The sequence below is a fragment of the Leisingera sp. ANG-M1 genome, assembly GCF_000813745.1.
In the GTDB taxonomy this organism is placed as follows: Bacteria; Pseudomonadota; Alphaproteobacteria; order Rhodobacterales; family Rhodobacteraceae; genus Leisingera.
This window is the reverse complement of record NZ_JWLC01000008.1, coordinates 128,758-150,919: the sequence shown is the minus strand read 5'-3', so window position 1 is coordinate 150,919 and position 22,162 is coordinate 128,758. Positions and strand designations below refer to the sequence as shown.

General features: G+C 63.2%; 24 protein-coding genes and 1 tRNA gene. 14 read left to right on the top strand and 11 right to left on the bottom strand.

Going from position 1 to position 22,162, the window contains the following annotated elements; all coding sequences use genetic code 11:
* Positions 1–18: 18 nt before the first annotated feature.
* The 3 genes from purQ to purC form a co-directional block, all read right to left on the bottom strand.
* Complete coding sequence (purQ, locus tag RA19_RS07530) at positions 19–687, bottom strand: phosphoribosylformylglycinamidine synthase subunit PurQ (protein WP_039161150.1); 669 nt, start codon at positions 685–687, stop codon at positions 19–21.
* Positions 687–917 carry a phosphoribosylformylglycinamidine synthase subunit PurS gene (purS, locus tag RA19_RS07525; RefSeq protein WP_019297460.1) on the bottom strand — a complete coding sequence of 77 codons (231 nt, stop codon included), beginning with the start codon at positions 915–917 and terminating at the stop codon, positions 687–689. The genes purQ and purS overlap by 1 nt, the downstream gene beginning before the upstream one ends.
* Positions 918–1,013: 96 nt before the next feature.
* Positions 1,014–1,775 carry a phosphoribosylaminoimidazolesuccinocarboxamide synthase gene (gene purC, locus RA19_RS07520; RefSeq protein ID WP_039125405.1) on the bottom strand — a complete coding sequence of 254 codons (762 nt, stop codon included), beginning with the start codon at positions 1,773–1,775 and terminating at the stop codon, positions 1,014–1,016.
* Positions 1,776–2,046: 271 nt separating this feature from the next.
* Here purC and RA19_RS07515 point away from each other — a divergent pair, with 271 nt between their 5' ends.
* The 3 genes from RA19_RS07515 to bmt all read left to right on the top strand — a co-directional run bounded on the left by RA19_RS07515 (position 2,047) and on the right by bmt (position 5,538).
* Complete coding sequence (locus RA19_RS07515; protein ID WP_039161148.1) at positions 2,047–2,364, top strand: DUF1476 domain-containing protein; 318 nt, start codon at positions 2,047–2,049, stop codon at positions 2,362–2,364.
* A 197-nt stretch (positions 2,365–2,561) separates the two neighbouring features.
* Positions 2,562–4,451 carry a phosphatidylglycerol lysyltransferase domain-containing protein gene (locus RA19_RS07510; protein WP_039161145.1) on the top strand — a complete coding sequence of 630 codons (1,890 nt, stop codon included), beginning with the start codon at positions 2,562–2,564 and terminating at the stop codon, positions 4,449–4,451.
* Between the two features lie 67 nt (positions 4,452–4,518).
* Positions 4,519–5,538 (top strand): betaine--homocysteine S-methyltransferase, encoded by a 1,020-nt coding sequence (gene bmt / locus RA19_RS07505; protein WP_039161142.1) that lies wholly within the window; start codon positions 4,519–4,521, stop codon positions 5,536–5,538.
* Between the two features lie 125 nt (positions 5,539–5,663).
* Here bmt and RA19_RS07500 read toward each other — a convergent pair whose 3' ends face one another.
* Entirely contained in the window at positions 5,664–5,942 is a 279-nt protein-coding gene (locus tag RA19_RS07500) for an acylphosphatase (RefSeq protein ID WP_039161140.1), read from the bottom strand.
* 72 nt (positions 5,943–6,014) lie between these two features.
* Entirely contained in the window at positions 6,015–7,067 is a 1,053-nt protein-coding gene (locus RA19_RS07495) for a PA0069 family radical SAM protein (protein WP_241479037.1), read from the bottom strand.
* 251 nt (positions 7,068–7,318) lie between these two features.
* Between RA19_RS07495 and RA19_RS07490 the strand changes: the two genes are divergently transcribed.
* Both RA19_RS07490 and RA19_RS07485 read left to right on the top strand, forming a co-directional pair.
* Positions 7,319–8,017: a corrinoid protein gene (locus tag RA19_RS07490; RefSeq protein WP_039161137.1), complete on the top strand. Its 699-nt coding sequence runs from the start codon at positions 7,319–7,321 to the stop codon at positions 8,015–8,017.
* A gap of 1 nt (position 8,018) precedes the next feature.
* The gene (locus RA19_RS07485) at positions 8,019–8,729 is read left to right on the top strand and encodes a DUF1638 domain-containing protein (RefSeq protein ID WP_039161134.1); all 711 of its coding nucleotides are present in this window, start codon (positions 8,019–8,021) and stop codon (positions 8,727–8,729) included.
* Between the two features lie 62 nt (positions 8,730–8,791).
* Here RA19_RS07485 and RA19_RS07480 read toward each other — a convergent pair whose 3' ends face one another.
* The gene (locus tag RA19_RS07480; RefSeq protein ID WP_039161131.1) at positions 8,792–9,202 is read right to left on the bottom strand and encodes a SufE family protein; all 411 of its coding nucleotides are present in this window, start codon (positions 9,200–9,202) and stop codon (positions 8,792–8,794) included.
* A 133-nt stretch (positions 9,203–9,335) separates the two neighbouring features.
* Here RA19_RS07480 and RA19_RS07475 point away from each other — a divergent pair, with 133 nt between their 5' ends.
* Positions 9,336–9,851, top strand: coding sequence for a hypothetical protein (locus tag RA19_RS07475; protein WP_039161128.1), 516 nt, complete (start codon positions 9,336–9,338; stop codon positions 9,849–9,851).
* A gap of 78 nt (positions 9,852–9,929) precedes the next feature.
* Here the strand turns inward: RA19_RS07475 and rnd are convergent, their stop codons facing one another.
* From rnd to RA19_RS07455, 4 genes are all read right to left on the bottom strand, one after another.
* Positions 9,930–11,087 (bottom strand): ribonuclease D, encoded by a 1,158-nt coding sequence (gene rnd / locus RA19_RS07470; RefSeq protein ID WP_039161125.1) that lies wholly within the window; start codon positions 11,085–11,087, stop codon positions 9,930–9,932.
* Positions 11,088–11,162: 75 nt separating this feature from the next.
* On the bottom strand, positions 11,163–11,759 hold the full coding sequence (purN, locus tag RA19_RS07465) for a phosphoribosylglycinamide formyltransferase (protein ID WP_039161123.1): 597 nt from the start codon (positions 11,757–11,759) through the stop codon (positions 11,163–11,165).
* The gene (purM, locus tag RA19_RS07460; RefSeq protein WP_039161121.1) at positions 11,756–12,802 is read right to left on the bottom strand and encodes a phosphoribosylformylglycinamidine cyclo-ligase; all 1,047 of its coding nucleotides are present in this window, start codon (positions 12,800–12,802) and stop codon (positions 11,756–11,758) included. The genes purN and purM overlap by 4 nt, the downstream gene beginning before the upstream one ends.
* Positions 12,803–12,937: 135 nt before the next feature.
* Positions 12,938–13,855: an MBL fold metallo-hydrolase gene (locus RA19_RS07455; protein WP_446720267.1), complete on the bottom strand. Its 918-nt coding sequence runs from the start codon at positions 13,853–13,855 to the stop codon at positions 12,938–12,940.
* A gap of 176 nt (positions 13,856–14,031) precedes the next feature.
* Here RA19_RS07455 and RA19_RS07450 point away from each other — a divergent pair, with 176 nt between their 5' ends.
* Together RA19_RS07450 and RA19_RS07445 are read left to right on the top strand one after the other, a co-directional pair.
* Positions 14,032–14,967, top strand: a complete 936-nt coding sequence (locus tag RA19_RS07450) for a LysR family transcriptional regulator (protein WP_052261695.1) — start codon at positions 14,032–14,034, stop codon at positions 14,965–14,967.
* 37 nt (positions 14,968–15,004) lie between these two features.
* Positions 15,005–15,080, top strand: a tRNA-Ile gene (locus RA19_RS07445).
* A gap of 93 nt (positions 15,081–15,173) precedes the next feature.
* Here RA19_RS07445 and RA19_RS07440 read toward each other — a convergent pair.
* A complete protein-coding gene (locus RA19_RS07440; RefSeq protein WP_039161116.1) occupies positions 15,174–15,935 on the bottom strand; it encodes an IclR family transcriptional regulator in 762 nt (253 codons plus the stop codon).
* 131 nt (positions 15,936–16,066) lie between these two features.
* Between RA19_RS07440 and RA19_RS07435 the strand changes: the two genes are divergently transcribed.
* From RA19_RS07435 to RA19_RS07405, 6 genes are all read left to right on the top strand, one after another.
* Positions 16,067–16,774, top strand: a complete 708-nt coding sequence (locus RA19_RS07435; RefSeq protein ID WP_039161114.1) for a 3-oxoacid CoA-transferase subunit A — start codon at positions 16,067–16,069, stop codon at positions 16,772–16,774.
* Entirely contained in the window at positions 16,771–17,457 is a 687-nt protein-coding gene (locus tag RA19_RS07430) for a 3-oxoacid CoA-transferase subunit B (protein WP_039161111.1), read from the top strand. Before RA19_RS07435 ends, RA19_RS07430 begins: the two co-directional genes overlap by 4 nt.
* Positions 17,458–17,471: 14 nt before the next feature.
* Positions 17,472–18,674, top strand: coding sequence for a 3-oxoadipyl-CoA thiolase (gene pcaF, locus RA19_RS07425; RefSeq protein ID WP_039161110.1), 1,203 nt, complete (start codon positions 17,472–17,474; stop codon positions 18,672–18,674).
* A gap of 331 nt (positions 18,675–19,005) precedes the next feature.
* Complete coding sequence (locus tag RA19_RS07420) at positions 19,006–19,971, top strand: amidohydrolase family protein (protein ID WP_039161108.1); 966 nt, start codon at positions 19,006–19,008, stop codon at positions 19,969–19,971.
* Between the two features lie 109 nt (positions 19,972–20,080).
* The gene (locus tag RA19_RS07415; RefSeq protein WP_039161107.1) at positions 20,081–20,653 is read left to right on the top strand and encodes a cytochrome b; all 573 of its coding nucleotides are present in this window, start codon (positions 20,081–20,083) and stop codon (positions 20,651–20,653) included.
* 261 nt (positions 20,654–20,914) lie between these two features.
* Positions 20,915–22,081, top strand: coding sequence for a VOC family protein (locus RA19_RS07405; RefSeq protein WP_039161102.1), 1,167 nt, complete (start codon positions 20,915–20,917; stop codon positions 22,079–22,081).
* Positions 22,082–22,162 lie beyond the last annotated feature (81 nt).

The following is a 22,162-nucleotide window of genomic DNA, read 5'->3' as shown; positions in this document are numbered from 1 at the left end:
CCGCCCCGCCTTCTCAAGTCACGCAGCGGTGACCATGCCTGCCAATGCGCGGAACATGGCCGTTCCGTCAGTTCCGCCGTGACCTTCGTCAGCGGCACGCTCCGGATGCGGCATCATGCCGAGAACACGGCGGTTTTCCGACAGGATGCCTGCGATGTCGGCAACCGAGCCGTTGGGGTTGTCTTCATAGGTGAAGGCAACACGGTCCTGGTCCTGCAGCGCCTTGACGGTCTCTGCATCGGCAAAATAGTTGCCGTCGTGGTGGGCAATCGGAACACCGATCACATCGCCGGCGTTATACCCTTGGGTAAAGACGCTGTCAGAGGTCGCAACCTTCAGGTCCACAGTGCGGCAAATGTACTTCAGCCCCGCGTTGCGCAGCAGCGCGCCCGGCAGCACGCCGGTTTCGGTCAGGATCTGGAAGCCGTTGCAAACGCCGATGGCATAACCGCCGCGGTCGGCATGTTCGATCACCGCCTTGCAGATCGGCGACTGCGCCGCGATGGCGCCGCAGCGCAGGTAGTCGCCATAGGAGAAGCCGCCCGGCACGCCGACGATGTCGACACCCTCGGGCAGCGCGCTGTCCTTATGCCAGACCATCGACACGTCGAAGCCGGCCTGCTCAAATGCCACCGCCAGGTCGCGGTCGCAGTTCGAGCCCGGGAAAACAACAACCGCCGCTTTCATCAGGCCATCTCAATGCTGTAGGATTCGATCACGGTGTTGGCCAGCAGCTTCTCGCACATCGCGGTCACGTCTGCCTCGGTTGCGCCTTCGGCCAGGTCCAGGTCGATCACTTTGCCCTGACGCACGCCTTCGACCTTGTCAAAGCCCAGAGCCCCCAGCGCGTGGCGGACCGCCTCGCCCTGCGGATCCAGAACCCCGTTCTTCAGCATCACATGCACCCGTGCCTTCATCGCATCATCCCTCAGGTTTTCGATGGCGAAGCCCTGCCGGGCTTCATCTTTCCAAAAATACTCAAAATCCCGCCCTGTCAGCAGGGCGGGACCGGATCAGTTCACCAGCGTCGGTTTGCCCGGCGCCGGCGGGTTGTTCGGCATCACGCCCAGACGGCGCGCGACCTCGGAATAGGCATCCGTCAGGCTGCCCAGGTCGCGGCGGAACACGTCCTTGTCCAGCTTCTGGCCGGTCTTGATGTCCCACAGACGGCAGCTGTCGGGGCTGATCTCGTCTGCGATCACCAGGCGCTGGAAGTCGCCTTCGTACACACGGCCGATCTCGATCTTGAAGTCGACAAGGCGGATGCCCACAGCCAGGAACACGCCGGACAGGAAGTCATTCACCCGCAGCGCCAGGCTCAGGATGTCATCCATGTCCTGCTGGCTGGCCCAGCCGAAGGCGGCGATATGCTCTTCGGTCACCAGCGGGTCGCCCAGGGCGTCGTCCTTATAGCAGTATTCGACGATCGGCCGCGGCAGCTGGGTGCCCTCGTCGATGCCCAGGCGCTTGGAGATGGAGCCGGCAGCATAGTTGCGCACGATCACTTCCAGCGGCACGATCTCGCAGCTGCGCACCAGCTGCTCGCGCATGTTCAGCCGTTTCAGGAAATGGGTCGGCACACCGATCTGCGCCAGGCCCAGCATGAAGAACTCGCTCAGGATGTTGTTCAGAACACCCTTGCCCTCGATCACGTCGTGCTTTTCAGCATTGAAGGCGGTGGCGTCGTCCTTGAAATACTGCACGATGGTGCCCGGCTCGGGGCCTTCATACAGAGTCTTTGCCTTGCCTTCGTAGATTTTCTTGCGACGCGCCATTGGGAACCTTTCGGGTCATTGCCGGGAATCCGGCCCTGCGATGTGCCGCCCTCATAGTGCAAGGGGGGCCGCGCCGCAAGCTTGCAGCGGCTCTGCCTCCCTCAGTCCGCAGCCGGGAAGGCACACCCGTCTGCCCCTGCGGCAGGCACTCAAGCCTGCACGCAGCGGGCCGTATCAGGCAAAGGCTTTGACGGGCTCAGTTTTTTCTTGCCCTGCGGCGGTATCACGCTCCTATCATAGCAAGTGTGAAAGCGGTTAAAGAGGATCAGCCATGACGACATTCGACGAACGCGAACAGGCCTTTGAAGCCAAATTCGCGCATGATGAGGAAATGCAGTTCAAAGCACGCGCGCGCCGCAACAAGCTGGTCGGGCTTTGGGCGGCTGAGCTTTTGGGCAAAAGCGGCGCCGCCGCCGAGGAGTATGCCCAAACCGTTGTTGCCGCCGATCTTGAAGAAGCAGGCCACGAGGATCTGGTGCGCAAGCTGTACGGCGATCTCGGCTACCGGGCCACTCAGGAGCAGATCCGCGGCAAGATCCGCGAGATGATGCCGCAGGCCCAGCAGGAGATCCTGAGCGAGGCGGTCTGACCCCGGGCTGAACCACGGCCGGGCGTCCCGGCTATCCTGGCCTGTGCGCTCCGCCAGCCGACGGGCCGCTTGGGCCGCCCGCGGCCGGATGGGTTGTACGGCGGCAACAGCGCACAATTTTACAGGTTAACTGAACTGAAAACCCCAGCTCCTAAACTGGTGCCGAATGCCTTTCGCTCTGCCAGCCAAGGACTGTCATGCTGTTTTCAAAATCCACCGCCTCCAGACCGGCCGCACGGCTGATCCGGCTGACAGTCCCGTTTCTGGTCATGGGCGTTTGCCTGTGGCTGCTGCAGGATCAGACAGATCTGCCGCCGCTGCGCGACCTTGGGGCTCTGCTAACCAGCCTTCCAGCCTGGAAGTGGGCCGCGGCCGCTGCTGCAACTGCTGTCAGTTTCTGGGCTCTTGGACGGTACGATTCCGTCGCCCACCGGCATCTTGAGACCGGCCTGGATGGCCCCGCCGCCCGGTATACCGGCATGGCGTCCATCGCCTTTTCGCAGACAGTTGGCTTCGGCCTGTTCACCGGCGCCTATGCGCGCTGGCGCCTGCTGCCCGGCCTGTCGCCGCTGCAAGCAGGCCAGATGACTGCTCTGGTCGCGGCAACCTTCCTTGCGGCCCTTTCCGTCATTTGCGGCGTCGCGCTGGTGCTGGCGCCGCCCGCCCCCGGGCTTGCCTGGGCGGGGGCGCTGATTCTGATTGCCGCTGCTGCCGTCTCTGCCCTCAGCTTCCTCTATCCGGAAATGCCGCTGCTGCGGCTGACGCTGCGCTGGCCATCGCTGACCGCCATGGCAGCCCTGGGATTCTGGGCAGCCGTGGATGTGGCGGCCGCCGGAACCGCACTGTGGCTGCTGCTGCCGGAAGGCGCCGGCGTCGGCTGGGCGCCGCTGCTGACCGCTTATGCCGTGGCACTGGGACTGGCTGTGATCTCCTCAGCCCCGGGCGGCGCCGGGCCGTTCGAACTGGCCTTGTGCGCCTTGCTGCCCGCGGTCCCGGACAGCACGATGATCGCAGGCCTGCTGGCCTTCCGCCTGGTCTATTACGCGGTCCCGGCCATTCTGTCCGGGCCGCTGCTGGTTTTCCCAGGCCTGCTGCGCTCCTCCGGGCGATCTGTGGACGACACGGATCTATTGGGCAGCCGGAGCCTGCCCCCCTCTGCCTTGCCCAAAGACCGCGTCTGTTCGGAAACCGGGATCATCCGCCAGAATGGCGGGCACGTGCAGGACTTCGGGCTGAACCGGATTGCGCTTTTGAACACGCCGCAGGCCTCCATTGCCTTTTTCGATCCTCTCTGCGGGCTGGCGGCCGAGACATTTGCCCCGCTGGCGGCCTACGCCCGGGGCCGGAATGCCTCTGCCTGTTACTACAAGTGCGGCAGCAGAACCGCCCTGGAGGCCCGCAAAGTCGGCTGGCGCGTTCTTCGTGTCGCAGAAGAGGCGGTCGTGAACCCCCTGGCCTATTCAGAGAGCGGATCCTCCCGGCGCCAGCTGCGGCGCAAGCTTCGGCACGCCGCCAACGCGGGGCTTGAGGTTTATCGCGCTGGCGCATCGCTGCCCCTCGATCAGATGCAGGAAGTGGACGCGGCCTGGCAAGCGGCCCATGGCGCAGCCTATGGAACCACAATGGGCCGGTTCGAACCCGGCTACCTGTCCGGCCAGGAAGTGGTCCTGGCGTTTCAGGACGGAAAATTGTCAGGCTTTGCCAGCTTTCACACGTCTTCGCGCGAGTGGTGCCTGGACCTGATCCGCATGTGCCCCGGCGCCCCCGATGGCACCGGCCACGCCCTGGTCCGCGTCGGCATTCTGGCGGCAGCCGAAGAGGGCATACCGCGCCTGTCGCTTGCTGCGGTGCCGGACCACCGGCTGGCCAAAGGCGTGGACCGGGGGCTCCGCCGCTTCAAGGCCTGCTTCGCACCGCGCTGGGAGCCGCGCTATGTCGCGGCCCCCAATTGGCTGCAAATGGCGCTTTGCCTTGCTGAGCTGATCCGCCTGGTGCACCGCCCCCCTGCGGTACAGCCCGCAGCTGCCGGCCCGCAAATTCATAATGAAGATGAAGAAAATGAAATTGCTCTTGCGCGCACGGCGTGACACAGGAGACGCAGACCGATTTGCCGCCCGGCCCGCCGCGGCGGCCTGCTGATACGGGGCTAGACCGATGACCAATACTTTCACCAAGCTTCTGGAAACCAAGGACGTGCTGCTGGCGGATGGCGCGACCGGCACCAACCTGTTTGCCATGGGGCTGCAATCCGGCGATGCGCCGGAACTGTGGAACACCGACGAGCCCAAGAAGATCATGGCGCTTTATCAGGGCTCCGTGGATGCGGGCAGCGACCTGTTCCTGACCAACACCTTCGGCGGCACCGCCGCGCGCCTGAAGCTGCACGATGCTCAGGGCCGGGTGCGCGAGCTGAACCGCGCAGCTGCCGAACTTGGCCGCGAAGTCGCCGACAAAGCCGAGCGGAAGATCGCTGTGGCCGGTTCGGTTGGCCCGACTGGCGAGATTTTCCAGCCTGTCGGCGAAATGTCTCATGCGCTGGCCGTGGAAATGTTCCACGAGCAGGCCGACGCGCTGAAAGAAGGCGGCGCCGATGTGCTGTGGCTGGAAACCATCTCGGCACCGGAAGAATTCCGCGCCGCAGCCGAGGCCTTCAAACTGGCGGATATGCCCTGGTGCGGCACCATGAGCTTTGACACCGCGGGACGCACCATGATGGGTGTGACCTCGTCCGATCTGGCGCAGCTGGTTGAGGATTTTGACAACGCCCCGCTGGCCTTTGGCGCCAACTGCGGTACCGGCGCTTCGGATATCCTGCGCACTGTGCTGGGCTTTGCCGCCCAAGGCACCGAGCGCCCGATCATTTCCAAGGGCAATGCCGGCATTCCGAAATACGTCGACGGCCACATTCACTATGATGGCACGCCAGAACTGATGGGCGAATACGCAGTGATGGCCCGCGACGCCGGCGCCAAGATCATCGGCGGTTGCTGCGGCACCATGCCTGCCCACCTGCGCGCCATGCGCGAGGCCCTGGACAGCCGCCCCCGCGGCGACCGCCCGGCGCTGGAGAAAATCGTCGAATTGCTTGGCCCCTTCACCTCTGACAGCGATGGCACCGGCGAAGACGCCAGTGAAGGCAGCGAGCGCCGCTCGCGCCGCCGCCGCCGCGCCTGAGGTTCCCGGCCGTTCTGAAGCCTGGGTTTCACGAGCGGCATAGACACAAGAACGGCGCCGCATGAGAGCATGCGGCGCCGCGAATTTTTCAGCTCTCTGCTGGCCGCGCCGGCAGGCCGGACAGCCTAGCGGACAATCATGAACCCGGTCACCCCCGGCTCCGGATCGGTCTTTTCAGTCAGCACATCCTTAACTGCTGCTGCGCCTGGCCCGCGGCCCATCCGGCGCACCATGTCAGCAACACTGGCAGCCGGCCCCATCAGCAAGGCCCTTACAGACCCGTCGGGTTCATTGCGGACCCAGCCGGACAGCCCGTGGCGCACCGCTTCCGCCCTGGCCCAGGTGCGGAAGGCCACGCCCTGCACGCGGCCCGTGACCCGTGCCTTGATCGCGACAGACGTCATGAGACACCTTCCTTTCCGTCTTGGTTCACAGAGCATAGCACAAATCCGCTAGGACCGCGCCGTGTACCCGTCTCAAAACAAGGAGAGCTGGTCTCCTGGCTGCGGCGGGCGGGCAAACAGATCCGTCCGAAGCGCCTTGCTGCGCTCAATCAGGCCCAGCCTCTTGCAGGCCGCCTTGAAGCGCTGTGCAATCATCTCGGCATAACGTCCCTCGCCGCGCATACGATGGCCCCAGCGCGGGTCATAGTCGCGTCCGCCATGCATCTCCCGCAGCCGCGCCATCACCTTAGCCGCCCGGCCGGGCTCATGCTCGGCCAACCACTCCTGCCACAGTTCCGACACTTCCCGCGGCAGCCGCAGCATGATCCAGCTTGCCGCATCCGCCCCTGCCTCTGCACCGGCGGCAAGCAAGGCCTCCAGTTCGTGATCGGTGAGACCCGGCACCAGCGGAGAAGCCATCACCCGGACCGGCACCCCCGCCTCCGTCAGCCGCCGGACAGCCGCCAAACGCCGGGCAGGCAGCGGCGCCCGCGGCTCCATCCGCCGCGACAGATCCGGGTCCAGCGTGGTCACGGAAATTCCCACCCGCACCAAGCCCTTGGCCGCCATCGGCGCCAGGATATCCAGGTCGCGTTCCACCATCGCGCCTTTGGTCACGATGGCCACCGGATGATTGAAGTCGCGCAGCACCTCCAGGCAGGCGCGGGTGATGCCATAATCCCGCTCACAGGGCTGATACGGGTCGGTATTGGTTCCCAGCGCCAGCGCGGCCACCCGGTACCGCGGCGCCGACAACTCCTTGCGCAGCACCTCTGCTGCATTGGGGCGCGCCACCAGCCGGGTTTCGAAATCCATTCCCGGCGACAGACCCAGGTAGGCATGCGTGGGCCGGGCAAAACAGTAGATACAGCCGTGCTCGCACCCGCGGTAGGGGTTGATCGACCGGTCAAACGGCAGATCGGGCGACCCGTTATAGGTGATCAGCGACCGCGCCGTCTCCTCCCGCACCTCGGTGGGAATCACCGCCGCCGGAAGCTCCTGATTCCAGCCGTCATCCACATCTTCCCGCGCCATTTCATAACGGCCTGCCGCATTGCTGAGACTGGCGCGCGCTTTGCGTCGCATCGGGGGAAAAGCATCGTGATAAGGCATGCCGGGATTATGCATCTGCAGCAAGAACAAATAAAGAACAAATGCAGCGAACTGAAGATTTTCATGCATAATCCGAAGTATCAATGCATCGAATTTCCTCCTATACGTCGGTTCGGACTGCAGCAATGTCGCAAACAATGCAGTCGCAGGGCGGCATTCTGTCACAAAAGTTCCAAAACTAGGCCAACACGGTGCATCCCGCCCCGTAAGCAAGGATTATGCGAATGTCGGACGAAGAAGACATCATCCTCTCTGAACTCGATGACGAGGAACTTGTCCAACAGATGTTTGATGACCTCTATGATGGTCTCAAAGAGGAAATCGAAGAAGGCGTGAACATCCTTCTGTCGCGCGAGTGGGAACCCTACAAGATTCTCACCGAAGCACTGGTTGGCGGCATGACCATCGTCGGCGCCGACTTCCGCGACGGCATCCTGTTCGTACCGGAAGTACTGCTGGCTGCAAACGCGATGAAGGGCGGCATGGCCATCCTGAAGCCGCTGCTGGCCGCAACCGGCGCACCGCGCGTCGGCTCCATGGTGATCGGCACCGTGAAGGGCGACATCCACGACATCGGCAAGAACCTGGTTTCCATGATGATGGAAGGCGCAGGCTTCGAAGTGGTCGACATCGGCATCAACAACCCGGTCGAGAACTACCTGGAAGCCATGGAAGAGCACAAGCCGGACATCCTCGGCATGTCGGCTCTGCTGACCACCACCATGCCCTACATGAAAGTGGTCATCGACACCATGGTCGAGCAGGGCCTGCGCGACGACTACATCGTGCTGGTTGGCGGCGCCCCGCTGAACGAAGAGTTCGGCAAGGCAATCGGTGCCGACGGCTATTGCCGTGACGCAGCCGTGGCCGTGGAAATGGCCAAGGACATGGTGTCGCGCAAGCACAACTCGATGAGCGCCTGATTTGGCACGCAAAGGACGTGCAGCCCGCTTGACTGAGCGGGCTGCCTTCCGCCCCCCGACCGGGCGGACGCTTGAGGAAAGCTCCCTCACCGAACAGGGCCTGGCCGCGCCCGAAAAGAAGACCGGCCGCATCCTGCTGATTGCCTGCGGCGCGCTGGCGCGCGAGATCCTTGCCATCAAGGACGCAAACGGCATGGAACATATCGACCTCACCTGCCTGCCCGCCAAGCTGCACCTCTACCCGGAGCAGATCGTCGATGCCGTTGACGGTGCGGTGGCCAAGCATTCTGCGGTCTATGACAAGATCTTCGTGGTCTACGCCGACTGCGGAACCGGCGGCGCGCTGGAGCGCAAATGCTCGGAACTTGGCGTCGAAATGGTCGCGGGCCCGCATTGCTATTCCTTCTTCGAAGGCAATGAGACTTTTGCGCGCCATGCGGATGAGGGTGAAATCACCGCCTTCTACCTTACCGATTTCCTGGTCAAGCAGTTTGACGCCTTTGTCTGGCGGCCGATGGGCCTCGACAAGAACCCTGAGCTGCGGGACATGGTGTTCGGCAACTACACCAAGCTGGTCTACCAATCACAGATCCACGACCCCAAGCTGGTTGAAAAGGCGCAGGAATGCGCCGCGCGTATGGGGCTGGAATTCGAGCACCGCCACACCGGCTATGGCGATCTCGAAGCCGCAATGACTGACTGGGCCGGTTAGCCCTTTCCTCTTGCCGGAAATATCCCGGGGAGCGCGAGGGGCCGGCCCCTCGCACGCCGGCCTCAGGCCTGCGCCATTGCCGTTTCGCGAACCCGTTCGATCATCGCCCGCAGGCCATTGGACCGCTGCGAGGAGAGGTGCTCATTCAGCCCCAGCCGCCCCAGCTCGGCCTTGGCGTCCACTGCGGCCACATCCTGCACCGGCAGGCCATTGTAGAGGCACCGCAGTACCGCAATAAGGCCGCGCACAATCATCGCGTCGCTGTCGCCGTCAAAACGGAATTCCCCGCCTTCGACAGCCGCGTGCAGCCAGACTTGGCTGGCACAGCCGTCCACCTTGGTCGCAGGCACCTTCAGCGCATCGTCCAGCGGCTCCATCGCCTTGCCGAGATCAATTACATGGCGGTAACGGTCTTCCCAGTCCTCCATGAACTCGAAGTCTTCCACGATCTCTTCAAAGGCAGCTGCGGCCATCGGCTGTCCATCCTCAAAATACGTACAGGGGCAGTTCAGCAACTAAGCCGCTGCCAGCCCTATTTCAACCGCTTTTCAAGGCGCAGCCAATCGGGTAATCCCTTGCTAGGAATTTATTTTGGGGCGGGAACAGATGCACAAAGCTTTGGCGATCACATTGGCAAGCGCGCTGGTGCTGGCCGGTTGCGGCTGGAAGGATTCTCGGATCAATCCGACCAATTGGTTTGGCAAATCCTCGGCGGCAGAAACATCTGCTGCAGTGCAGGCAAACACCAATCCGCTTCTGCCCCAGGAAAGCAACGCCCGCGGTATCTTTGCCAAGAAGCCGCCTAAGGACAAAAGCGTCCTGATAAGCCAGGTTTCAGAACTTCAGATCGAGCGCACGAATTCCGGCGCCATTATCCGCGCGGCCGGAATTGCAGACCGCCAGGGTGCGTTCGATGTCGAACTGCGCCGCTCAGACGTGGAAGAGGAAGGCGTTCTCGCCTATGACTTCCGGGTTGTTTACCCGGAAGTTTCAACCCTGGCCGGAAGCGAGTTCAGCCGTACCGTCAATGTGGCGCGGACCTTGTCGCATCAGGACCTGGAAGGGATCCGCACGGTTCGTGTGAACGGCGCACAAAACGCCCGGGAAAGCCGGCGGCGCTGACCTGACGCCCCCTCCCCCAAACAAGAAAAACGCCCGCATTTGCGGGCGTTTTTCTTTCCAGAGGACTGCTCCAGGAATTTAAAGCTCTACCACTTTCACGTCCTGCCCCTTGGCTGCGAGACCGATCTTGCCTTCGCACAGCCGCAGCGCATCAGCACCAAAGACCTCACGCCGCCAGCCGCTGAGTGCTGGGACGTCCCGCAGACCGGCTGCGATTGCATCCAGGTCGGCGCTTGGCGCAATCAGTTTGGCCGCGACGCCTTCGGCTTCGGTCTTGGCTTTCAGCAATACCCGCAGCAGGTCCGCCAGCGCCGGGTTCACCTGCAGCTTTTCCTTGCTCCGGTCAGCCTTGGGCTGTTTCTCTGCCGGACAGGCAACACCCTTGGAGACCGCTTCCAGGATACCCTCGGCAATGGCACCTTTGCGGGCCTCGCGCAGCAGCAAGCGTGATCCGCCCAGTTCGCCCGGGTTGCGCGGCTTGGTCGAGGCCAGTTCCACCAGTGCGTCGTCCTTAAAGACCCGGTTGCGCGGCACGTTGTTGGTTTGAGCATAAGATTCACGAAATGCAGCCAGCTCGCGCACCACAGCAAGGAACTTGCCGGAATTGGTCCGGGTTTTCACCCGCTTCCAAGCGTCCTCGGGACGGATGTCATAAGTGGCCGGGTCGGTCAGGACCTGCAGCTCCTCGGTCACCCAATGGGCACGGCCGCTCTTGTCCAGTTCGGCTGCCAGGAATTCGTAGATCTTTCGCAGATGGGTCACATCCGCCAGAGCATAGGTCTTCTGCGCCTCGCTCAAAGGGCGTCGCGACCAATCTGTAAAGCGGGACGTCTTGTCCAGCCCCTGCTTGACGATCTTGCGCACCAGCGTCTCATAGCCCGCCTGCTCGCCAAAGCCGCAGACCATTGCCGCCACCTGGGTGTCGAACAGCGGCTTGGGGAAGACATTCGCGTCAACCCAGAAGATCTCAAGATCCTGGCGCGCGGCGTGGAACACCTTCACGACATTCTCATTGCGGAACAGCTCATAAAGCGGCTCCAGCGAGATGCCTTCGGCCAGCGGGTCCACCAGAACCGCGTCGTTTTCGCCGTCGCCGGAAAAGGCCAGCTGGATCAGGCAAAGCTTGGAGTAATAGGTCCGCTCCCGCAGAAACTCGGTATCCACCGTGACGTAAGGATGCTGGGCAGCAGCTTCACAAAAGGACTGCAGGTCTTCGGTGGTGGTCAGAGTTTTCATCAATAACGGCTTTTCAATCTTGTGGGGGTCAGATCGTGATACGCGCTTGGCCCCGGCATTGCAATCAGCCGGGCCTCAGCTCAGCAGAACCGGCGTTTTGTCTCCAGCGGCAAAACGGCGCAGCACCGCCGGATAGAGTTTGTGCTCTTCAACCAGCACCCGTGCAGCCAGCGCATCGGGCGTGTCGCCTTCCAGCACCGGCACCCGGGCCTGGCCCAGAAGCGGCCCGTCATCGAGGCGCGGCGTCACCTCATGCACAGAGCAGCCATGCTCGGCGTCGCCTGCCTCCAGCGCGCGGGCGTGGGTGTGCAGACCCTTGTACTTGGGCAGCAGCGAGGGGTGGATGTTCAGCATCCGGCCTTCGAACTGCGACACGAAACCGGCCGTCAGCACCCGCATGAAGCCGGCCAGGCAGACGATGTCTGCGCCGGCCTCAAAAATCGGCTTCACCAGCTCCGCCTCAAAGGCTGCGCGGTCGTCCCTGAACGGGCGGTGGTCTACAACGGCAGTGGCCACACCCGCCGCTGCGGCCTTGGCCAGCCCGCCTGCATCGGCGTTGTTGGACAAGACCAGGCAGGGGCGCGCCGGGTGGTCCCCGGTCATGCTGTCCAGCAGCGACACCATGTTGGAGCCGCCGCCGGAAATCAGGATGGCGACTTTCTTGTGGCTCACAGCAGCTTGCCCGAATAACGCATGCCGGCGCCTGCGGTCACGGTGCCCAGGCGGGTCACGGTCTCGCCTTCGGCGGCCAGCACTTCGGTCAGCGCATCGGCACGGTCGGCCGAGACAGACAGGATCATGCCAATGCCGCAGTTGAAGGTCTTCAGCATCTCTGCTTCGGCAATGCCGCCGGTCTCTGCCATCCATTTGAACACGGGCGGCAGTTCCCATGCGTTCAGGTCGATGTCGGCGCCCAGATCCTCAGGCAGCACCCGCGGCAGGTTCTCGGTCAGGCCGCCGCCGGTGATATGGGCCAGCGCATGCACGCCGCCTGCCCGCACAGCTGCCAGGCACTGCTTGACGTAAAGGCGCGTCGGGGTCAGCAGCGCCTCTCCCAGGGAGCCCTCGCCGAACGGGCAGTCTGCGTCCCAGCTAAGGCCGGAGACATCCACCAGCTTGCGCACCAGCGAGTAGCCGTTGGAGTGCACACCGTCAGAGGCCAGGCCCAGGAGCACATCGCCCTCCTGCACGCCTTGGGGCAGCGCAGTGCCGCGTTCCATTGCGCCCACGGCAAAGCCCGCGAGGTCGAAATCGCCTTCCGGGTACATACCCGGCATTTCCGCAGTCTCGCCGCCGATCAGCGCGCAGCCCGAGCGCACGCAGCCCTCGGCAATGCCTTCGATGATGCGCGCGGCCACGTCGGTTTCCAGCTTTCCGGTGGCGAAATAGTCCAGGAAGAACAGGGGTTCGGCACCCTGGCAGACCAGGTCGTTCACGCACATCGCCACCAGGTCGATGCCGACGCCGTCCACCACGCCAGTGTCGATGGCAATCCGCAGCTTTGTGCCGACACCGTCGGTGGCGCCAACCAGGATCGGGTCGTTGTAGCCTGCGGCCTTCAGATCGAACAGCGCGCCAAAGCCGCCCAGGCCGCTGGCCACGCCGGAGCGGTTGGTGCGCTTGGCAGCCGGCTTGATCCGGTCAACCAGGGCGTTGCCCGCATCAATGTCCACACCTGCGTCTGCATAGGTCAGGCCGTTCTTGCCGCTGGTCATCACTTGGCTCCTTCAACTCGGTTGCGCAGCCTTTAACGCAAGGCGCATCAGAAGGAAACAAGGGATTCTGCCGCGCCGATAAAGGCGGCGCGGCAGGTTGTTTTCCTGTGAATGTTTCCGGGAGTTTTCCAGCCTTCAAAGGCCGAATTGCCAGGGCGCTGCCTGATAGGCATAGGCGTCGCCCTGCCGCAGCACCCGCCCCAGCGCCGGGAAGTCCAGGTGCGCGCCGGTCACCAGCAGATTGTCTGCCGCGGCCCGGTCCAGCATCCGCCGCCGGGTTTCTGCCGTTTGCGCCGGATCGGTGTCAAAGGCAATGGTCCACTCCGGCAAAGCAAACTGCAAGGCGGTGCTGTGGATCAGGTCGCCCCAGAACAAGAGCCCCTCGCCGCCTGCATCCAGCATGAAGCCGGTGTGGCCCGGTGTATGGCCCGGCAGTTCCAGCGCGGTGAAGCCGGGCGCAGCCTCGGATTCCCCCTGCAGAAGCCGCATGCGGTCCGCATAAGGCGCGACCGAGCGCCGCGCCATATCAAAGAAACCGCGGCTGCTGTCCGGCACGCCTGCCAGGATAGCGTCGTCATGCCAGAAGTCCCATTCGCGCTGCGCCGCCACCAGTTCGGCATTGGCAAAGACGGCAGAGCCATCCGCAGCGATCAGCCCGCCCGCGTGGTCCGGGTGGATATGGGTCAGCAGCACCGTATCAATGGCCTCCGGCGCCACACCGGCCGCGGCCAGCCCAGCGCCCAGCGCGCCCAGGCCCGGCCCCATCAGCTGTGCGGTGCCGGTATCGATCAGCAGCTTCTGGCCGCCGCGCTCCACCAGATAGCCGTTGACCGGGATCTGCAGCGCATCGTCCTGCAGCCGGTGCAGCCCCTGCGCCAGCACCTCTTTAGCCCTGGCGTCGTCGTACCCATTGAACAGCTGGGTGCCCAGCGGCAGATGCCCGTCCAGAAGCACGGTGATCCTGGCCTCGCCCAGAGTGAAGGCGTGAACGACCGGTGCAGTGCCGCCCGCCCCTTCTGCCGCCAGTGAAGCGCGCCCCGCTCCGGCAGCCAATGCCGCAGCGGGAGCTGCCGCGATTCCTGTCAAAACCGCTCTACGATTGATTGTCATAAGAAACTCCGATATCTGGTTCAGGAGAAATTTCCTGCTTCCCGGAGATAATCCCGCCGTTCCAGCGCTTGCAGTCCTGAAACGCCGATAGCGGGTATTAGCAACACTGATAGGTCAAGATGGACAGGCTCACCCTGCTCGAAACCTTTGCAATTGCCCTGGATGAAGGCAGTCTGAACAAGGCCGCCCAGCGCCGCGGCATCACCCAATCGGCGGTGAGCCAGCAGATCAAACAGCTGGAGGCCCTGGTCGGCCTGCAATTGCTGCACCGCACCGCCAAAGGCATCCACGCCACCCGCGCGGGAGATCTGATCTACAGCCATGCGCAAGCTCTCTTGACCGGCTACAACCGGATGACAGCTGAACTGGATGCCCTCGAAGGCAGCGTCTCGGGCACCTTCCGCATCAGCGTCAATTCCTTCCTGGGCCGCAGCGTGATCGGACCAATGCTGCTGGAGATGAACCGCGACCATCCCGATCTGAACATCGTGATGCGGCTGGAGGACCGGCTGGTCGACGTGGTGCGCGAAGGCTACGATCTAGCGATCCGCACCGGGCGGCTGGGCGATACCGACGGGTTCGGACGCAAGATTTCGACCCTGGAAACGGTTTTGTTTGCCACCCCCGAATACTTGGACCGCGAGGGCCGGCCGCAAAAGCCCGAGGAACTCCAGCGGCTCAAGTTCATCCAGCACCACGAGGATCAGACCCGCGGCTTCTTCCCTTTGCGCCGGGACGGCAAAGAATTCCCTGCGCCGGTGCAGGTTGGCTTTACGGCGGATGATCCGGACCTGATCATGCACGCGGTCAGCAGCGGGTCCGGCTATACGCGCGTGCCGCGTTTCATGATTGAGGAACAGCTGGAAACTGGAGAATACGAACAGGTTCTGCCTGGCTACGAGGCTCCGTTCAAGGAGGTCTTTGCCGTATACCCCTCCCGCCGCACGCCCGACCGCCGCCGCGACCTGACCATTGAAAACACCGTGGCCCGTCTGGAGCGGCTGCTCCGGACACCGCCGGAGGTTTCACCGGCCCATCCTGCAATCACCGCTTGACCTCTCCCGCACCATTTCCTAACCACAGAACCATGGCGGGCCTGTAGCTCAACGGTTAGAGCAGAGCGCTCATAACGCTTTGGTTGCAGGTTCGAATCCTGCCGGGCCTACCAAAATCACCGCCAAAACTCTTGGTTTCCCAATGGATCCGGCAGCTTCTCAGGCTGCAGATCCATCCGCTGGGCAGAACGGCTTCGGGCAGAAACCTAGCGGAGAACCCGTTTCAATCCCTCCTGCACCCGCAATAGCCCGTCGAGATATTCCGCCACCACAGCTCCCGCGCCCGGCTGCAAGGCTGCGAGGCCGATGTTCAGCGCCGCTACGGTTTCTCCGCGCTGGTTCAGCAAGGGCACCGACAGCGAGCGCAGGCCCAGCTCGACCTCCTGATCAACCAGTGCGTAGCCCTGCAAGCGGACGCGGTCCAGCTCCTGCATCAGATCAGAGATCCCTGTGAGGCTGTGAGGGGTGCGCGGCGAAAGGTCGGAGTTCTCGATGATCTCCCTCGCCTCTTCCCGGGGCAGCGCCGCCAGCAGCACCCGTCCCATCGAGGTGCAAAAGGCGGGCAGCCGCGAGCCCGGCATCAGTCCGATCGACATCACCCGCCGCTGCGCCGCGCGCGCGACATAGAGGATCTCAGTGCCTTCCAGGATTGCCACCGAACAGGATTGTCCCACCCGTTCAGACAGCTGGTCCAGCCAGGGCTGCACGATTTGCGGCAGCGGCATCGAGGCCAGCGCTGCAACCCCCAGCCGCAGAATCCGCGGTGTCAGCGAGAAGAACTTGCCGTCGTAGTCGGCATAACCCAGCTCAGCGAGTGTCAGCAGGCAGCGCCGGGCAGTGGCCCTGTCCAGCCCGGTTTCCTGCGCCACATCGGTGATACTGAGTCGTGGCTTCTCGGCTTGAAACGCTTCGATCACCCGCAGCCCCTTGGCCAGAGAGGCTACAAAATCTGTTGATTTGTTCATCATGTGAACATCTTTGAGCGATGATTGAACAAATATCAATATCCGAACAGCATTCCTCGCCCGTCCGGATACGGCTGCCTAGCTTCCTGCCATCACCCCTGCCCGCCCCGGGCAGCACAGGAGCAAGAGAAGCAATGGACAAGACAGTCGCCGCATTGGCGGAAGCGGTTGCGCCCATCCAGGATGGCGCAACGGTGATGATCGGAGGGTTTGGCGGTTCCGGCGCGCCGATCGAACTGATTCATGCATTGATCGACAGGGGCCCCAAGGACCTCTCCGTGATCAACAACAATGCGGGCAACGGCCATGTCGGCATTGCCGCGATGATCGAGCAGGGCATGGTGCGGAAGATGATCTGCTCCTTCCCGCGCTCGGCCGACCCGAAGGTGTTCACCGATCTCTATCTGGCAGGCGAAATCGAGCTGGAGCTGGTGCCCCAGGGCACCCTGGCGGAACGCATCCGCGCGGGCGGCGCCGGGATCCCGGCGTTTTACACGCCAACCAGCTTTGGCACCGATCTGGCCAAGGGCAAGCCGGTGGCAGAATTCAACGGCCGCCAATATGTGCAGGAACGCTGGCTGAAGGCGGATTTTGCCCTGATCAAAGGCGAGCTGGGCGACCCGCTGGGCAACCTCACCTACCGGATGGCCGCGCGCAACTTTAACCCGCTGATGGCGACCGCGGCGGCGCATACGATTGCCCAGGTCTCGCGCATCGTGCCGCCGGGCGGCATCGATCCGGAACAAGTGGTCACCCCCGGCATCTTTGTGAACAGCGTCACTGAGGCGGCCATCCCGCAGCAGGAAGAGATCCTCAACCGGCAGGAGGCCGTCTACCCATGAGCGCAGCCATCAACGACATCAAACTCTCTAATGCACAGATCGCCTGGCGCGCGGCGCAGGATATCGAGGACGGCGCCTATGTGAACCTTGGCATCGGTTTCCCCGAGATGGTGGCCAAGTTCCAGCCTGCCGGGCGGGAAGCCGTCTTTCACACCGAAAACGGCGTGCTGGGTTTTGGCGAGGCGCCGCAAGCGGGCGAAGAGGACTGGGATCTGATCAATGCAGGCAAGAAGGCGATCACGCTGAAGCCCGGATCGGCTTTCTTCCACCATGCCGACAGCTTTGCCATGGTGCGCGGCGGCCATCTGGATGTGGCCATCCTTGGCGCCTATCAGGTGGCGCAGAACGGCGACCTGGCGAATTGGTCCACCGGCAAGGGCGGGGTTCCGGCCGTCGGCGGTGCCATGGATCTGGTGCATGGGGCCAAGCGGGTGGCGGTGATCACCGACCACATCACCAAGAAAGGCGAACCCAAGCTGATGACCGCCTGCACCATGCCGCTGACTGGCGTCGGCTGTGTGACCCGGGTCTATACTTCGCTGGCTGTGATAGACATCGAAGACGGCCGCTTTGTCCTGCGCGAGAAACTCCCGGCGATCTATTTCGACGATCTGCAGGCGGTGACCGGCGCCGAGCTCAAAGTTGACGGCACCGTCCGCGATCTGATTGTGCCTGCGCTGTGACAGGAGGTCCATTTATGCAAGACGTATACATCTGCGACTACATCCGTACCCCCATCGGCCGTTTCGGCGGCGCGCTGGCCCAGGTACGGGCCGACGATCTGGGCGCAGTGCCGCTGAAGGCCCTGATGGCCAAGCACGATATCGACTGGGCCCAGGTCGACGAGGTGATCTATGGCTGTGCCAACCAGGCCGGCGAGGACAACCGCAACGTGGCCCGCATGTCGGCGCTGCTGGCGGGCCTGCCCGACAGCGTGCCCGGCACCACCATGAACCGGCTTTGCGGCTCGGGCATGGATGCGGTGATCACCGCGGCCCGCGCGATCAAGGCTGGTGAAGCTGATCTGGTGATTGCCGGCGGCGTCGAGAGCATGACCCGCGCGCCGTTTGTGATGCCTAAGGCCGGAGCAGCCTTCTCCCGCGCCAATGAGGTGCATGACACCACCATCGGCTGGCGCTTCGTCAACCCGCTGATTAAGGCGCAATACGGCGTCGACTCGATGCCGGAGACGGCCGAGAACGTAGCCGAGGAGTTCGGCATCAGCCGTGCCGATCAGGACGCCTTTGCCCTGCGCTCGCAGCAGAAAGCCGGAGCAGCCCAAGCCAGCGGCCGCCTCGCACAAGAGATCACACCGGTAGTGATCCCGCAGCGCAAGGGCGCTCCGGTCACCGTTGAGGCAGACGAGCACCCCCGCCCCGGCACCACGCAGGAGGCGCTGGCCAAGCTGCGCGCACCGTTCCGCGAGGGCGGCAGCGTGACGGCGGGCAATGCCTCAGGCGTGAATGACGGCGCTGCGGCGCTGATCCTCGCCTCTGAAGCGGCAATCAAGGCGCATGGCCTCACCCCCGTCGTCCGGGTACTGGGCGGCGCAACTGCCGGAGTTGCACCGCGGATCATGGGCTTCGGCCCCGCGCCAGCCTCGAAAAAGCTGATGCAGCGGCTGGGGCTGACCCAGGCCGATTTCGATGTGATCGAGCTGAACGAGGCCTTTGCCAGCCAGGGCCTCGCGACCCTGCGCGACCTGGGCATTGCCGACGACGACCCACGGCTGAACCCCAATGGCGGCGCCATTGCACTTGGCCACCCCTTGGGCATGTCCGGCGCCCGTATCACCGGTACCGCTGCGCTTGAGCTGTCGCTTAACGGCGGCAAGCGCTCCCTCAGCACAATGTGCATCGGAGTCGGCCAGGGCATCGCCATTGCGCTGGAGCGGGTTTGATCCGCCTCTGAAACAGTCTCTTGTAACTCAAGGCCCTGCCGGTTTCCGGCGGGGCCTTTCTGCTGCGTGAACCCAAGGCATTAGAAACAAAGGCATATAACCAAAGGCACAAGCCGCCTGTTCCAACATTCAATCGACGGACCGCAGCCCCTCATTCATAGATAGCCTGGGAAACGGCCGGTCTCTGCGCATCGCATCTGCGTGGCGGCGTGCAGGACAGGCCAACTCCGGACGCAGGGCTACCGCCCGGCGTCCGGAGCTTAACACAGGGTCCGGAGAGGCTGTCGGATGTCAGCCAAGTCCGCGGCGGAAGGCTCGTAAGGAGACATATATGTTCTTGATTGGTCTGGAGGAGCATTTTGCGACCCCCGAGATGCAAGAGCTGAACGGCATCAAATTTGCCAAAGGCTATCCCCGGTTTGACATCAACGATGTGGGCGCTGGCCGGATTGCCCATATGGATGAGGCCGGTATCGACATCCAGGTGCTGTCGGCGCTGACCCCCGGCGCCCAAAACCTGCCCAGCGAAGAAGGCATCGCCTTTGCGCGTAAGATCAACGACTGGCTGGCGAAAGAGGTGATCCCTGCCTACCCGGACCGGTTCCGCGCTTTCTCGGTACTGCCGCTGGCCTCGCCCGAGGCCTCAGCCGATGAGCTGGAACGCACCGTGCGCGACTACGGTTTCCTCGGCACCATGGTCTATGGCTTCACCAACGGGAAGTTCCTGGACGACCCGATGTATGCGCCGCTGCTGGAACGGGCTGAGGCGCTGGGGGTTCCGATCTACATCCACCCGAACTTTGCCACCGATGCGGCCAAGGATCTGTATTACAACGACCTGGATGACCAATGGGTCAGCAACATCCTCAGCGGGCCAGGCTATGGCTGGCACCAGGAAGTGGCCATTTGCTCGCTGCGCCTGGTCTGCCGCGGGATCTTTGACAAATACCCGAAGCTGCAGATCATCATCGGCCATATGGGCGAGGCGATCCCCTTCTACTACTACCGCTTCGGCGACGATCTGACCGCGATCACCAAGGGCAAGCTGCAGAAACCTGTCCAGCAGTACTTCAACGATAATTTCTGGATCACAACCAGCGCATTCTTCTCGGATGACCTGCTGCGCCTGGCGCTGTCGGTGATGGGCGAGGACCGGGTGATGTTCTCGGTCGACTACCCCTTTGTCAGCAACAAGCTGGGAGCCGACTGGTTCAACGCCGTGGATCTGCCAGCGGCCACCAAAGAGAAGATCGCCCACAAGAACGCCGAAAAGCTGCTGAAGATCGGCCCCTTCTAACCGCCGGACTTCATCCCGGCCCTGCCGGTTGGCCAATCTGCCCCGCACCCCGGGCGCAGAGCCAATCGGTGCATCTAAACGACAGCCGCTACCCAGGGAGGATAGGAAGATGGCGACAACAGACCAAACGGTCACCAAATATAGCAAGACAGCGCGGATGCTGCACTGGCTGATGGCTGCAGGCTTTCTCTTCATGTGGGTCTGCGGCTATTCGATGGTGGAGCTTGTCGAAGAAGACAGCCCGCTGCAGGAAACTCTGTTCGACCTGCATATCTGGACCGGCGTGACTATCGGCATGCTGCTGATCTGGCGCTTTGTGCTCTTGCTGACCGCACCGCGCCCGGCCGAGCCCGAGGGGCTGTCGCCGCTGGAGGCCAAGGGTTCCAAGATCGGCCACGCGCTGCTGTATATCCTGCCCGCGATGGCGGTGTTCATCGGCTGGGCTGAGACCGATTTCGGCGGCCACGGCGTGACCTGGTGGGGCGGCATTGCGATGCCCAAGCTGTTCCCGACCATCGAAAGCGAAGTGCTCGAGAACCTGCTGGCCACCTGGCACTTGTGGGTCGCCTACACGATGCTGGCGGTGGTTGTTGTCCACATCGCCGCCGTCATCAAGCACCGCATGGAAGGGCATGACGTGCTGCCGCGGATGGGCATCGGCAAAGAGTCCGAAGCCGAGTAACGCACCAAACACCGGCGATGGCCGCCCCAGGCCATCGCTTCCCCCAAAGCCTGCCAGCTGAAACCTTATCCGCTCTGCCCCCTGCCAGCGCCTGGCCCGCAACGGTGCATTGCCCCGGCCGCCAGCGCCCCGAACCAAGACCGCTTCGAGATCACGAAACACCCGAAACGCGCGGACTGACCCTCCGGCCACGCGGCCAATGCCCCGTGTGCGCGAACCAACCAGATATGGGCATAGCCCCATGAAATCAGGAGAAAATCCATGAACAACATGACGATCAATGGCGTCAACAGCCAGACTTTCGTTTGCTCAAACATCCGGCGCTCGGAGGAGTTCTATACCAAGGCGCTGGGGATGAAGGTGCTGAAGCGCACCGTGCACCACAATGATGCGCATCTGCCGGTGGTCACTTTTGGCTTTGAGCAGTTCCCAGGCGAGCCCAAGCGCACCGAGACCGTGACCTATGTCGAGTGGAACCCGATTTTCTACATGATGCCCGAGAAAGGCTTTGTGGACCCGGATGCCACCAAGGACGGCGTTGCCAACCCGCGTGTCGGCGATCCCAAGGGCCGCTGGGGTGCCGGCACCAACCACCACCTGGCGCTGCATGTGCCGAACCGCAACGGCCTGCTGAAATGGAAGCGCCGCCTGACCGACATGGGCATCCATTGCACCGGCCCCTACAACCGCAACTATTTCCACGCGATCTATCTGCGCGACCCCGATGGCGCGATCATCGAAATCGCTACCTCCGAACCGGGCTTCGGCCACGACGAGGCCGTGCTGGGCTCCAAGTTCTGCCCGCAGCCGGAGGAAAACCTGGTCGGCGGCCGCAGCGAGCTGGCGGTGGCCTCGGAAACCTGGCCGCATGACTGCAGCACCATCACCAGCGACTATGCGATGCGCGGCTTCCACCACATCACCTCGATCTCCAGCAACGCCGAACGGACCGAAAAGTTCTTTGTCGAAACCGTTGGCCTGCACCTGATCAAAAAGACCGATTACTTGGATGAAAAAGGCGGCACCCACTACTACTACGCCTGCGATGACGATCTGTCGCCGGGCTCGGTGCTGACGTTCTTTGGCCTGCCCAACTATGCCAAGGGCCGCCTGGGCACCGGCCTCACCCACCACTTCACCCTCGAAGTGGAAAACGACGCCGCCTTGGCCGACCAACGCGACCGCCTGATCAAATCGGGCGTCGAGGTTTCCGGCATCCAGAACGCGGTCTATTCGCAGCAGTTCCACTTCCTGGACCCGGATGGCCATATCTGCGCCGTCTCCACGCCCTCGGACTTCACCATCGACGAAGACGCGGATTCGCTGGGCCAGTCGCTTTGTCTTTCGGAAGAGCATGAAGCGGACCGCACCGAAATCGAACGCGCCGCAGCGCTGCGGCCGGCACCCACTCCCCGGCTGCCGGACTAAGCGCCAAGTGCGGACAGGCCGGCGGCGCACCCTCGACCGCCGGCCTGGCATCTTGAATTTCCAAACATTTCGAACGGGTGA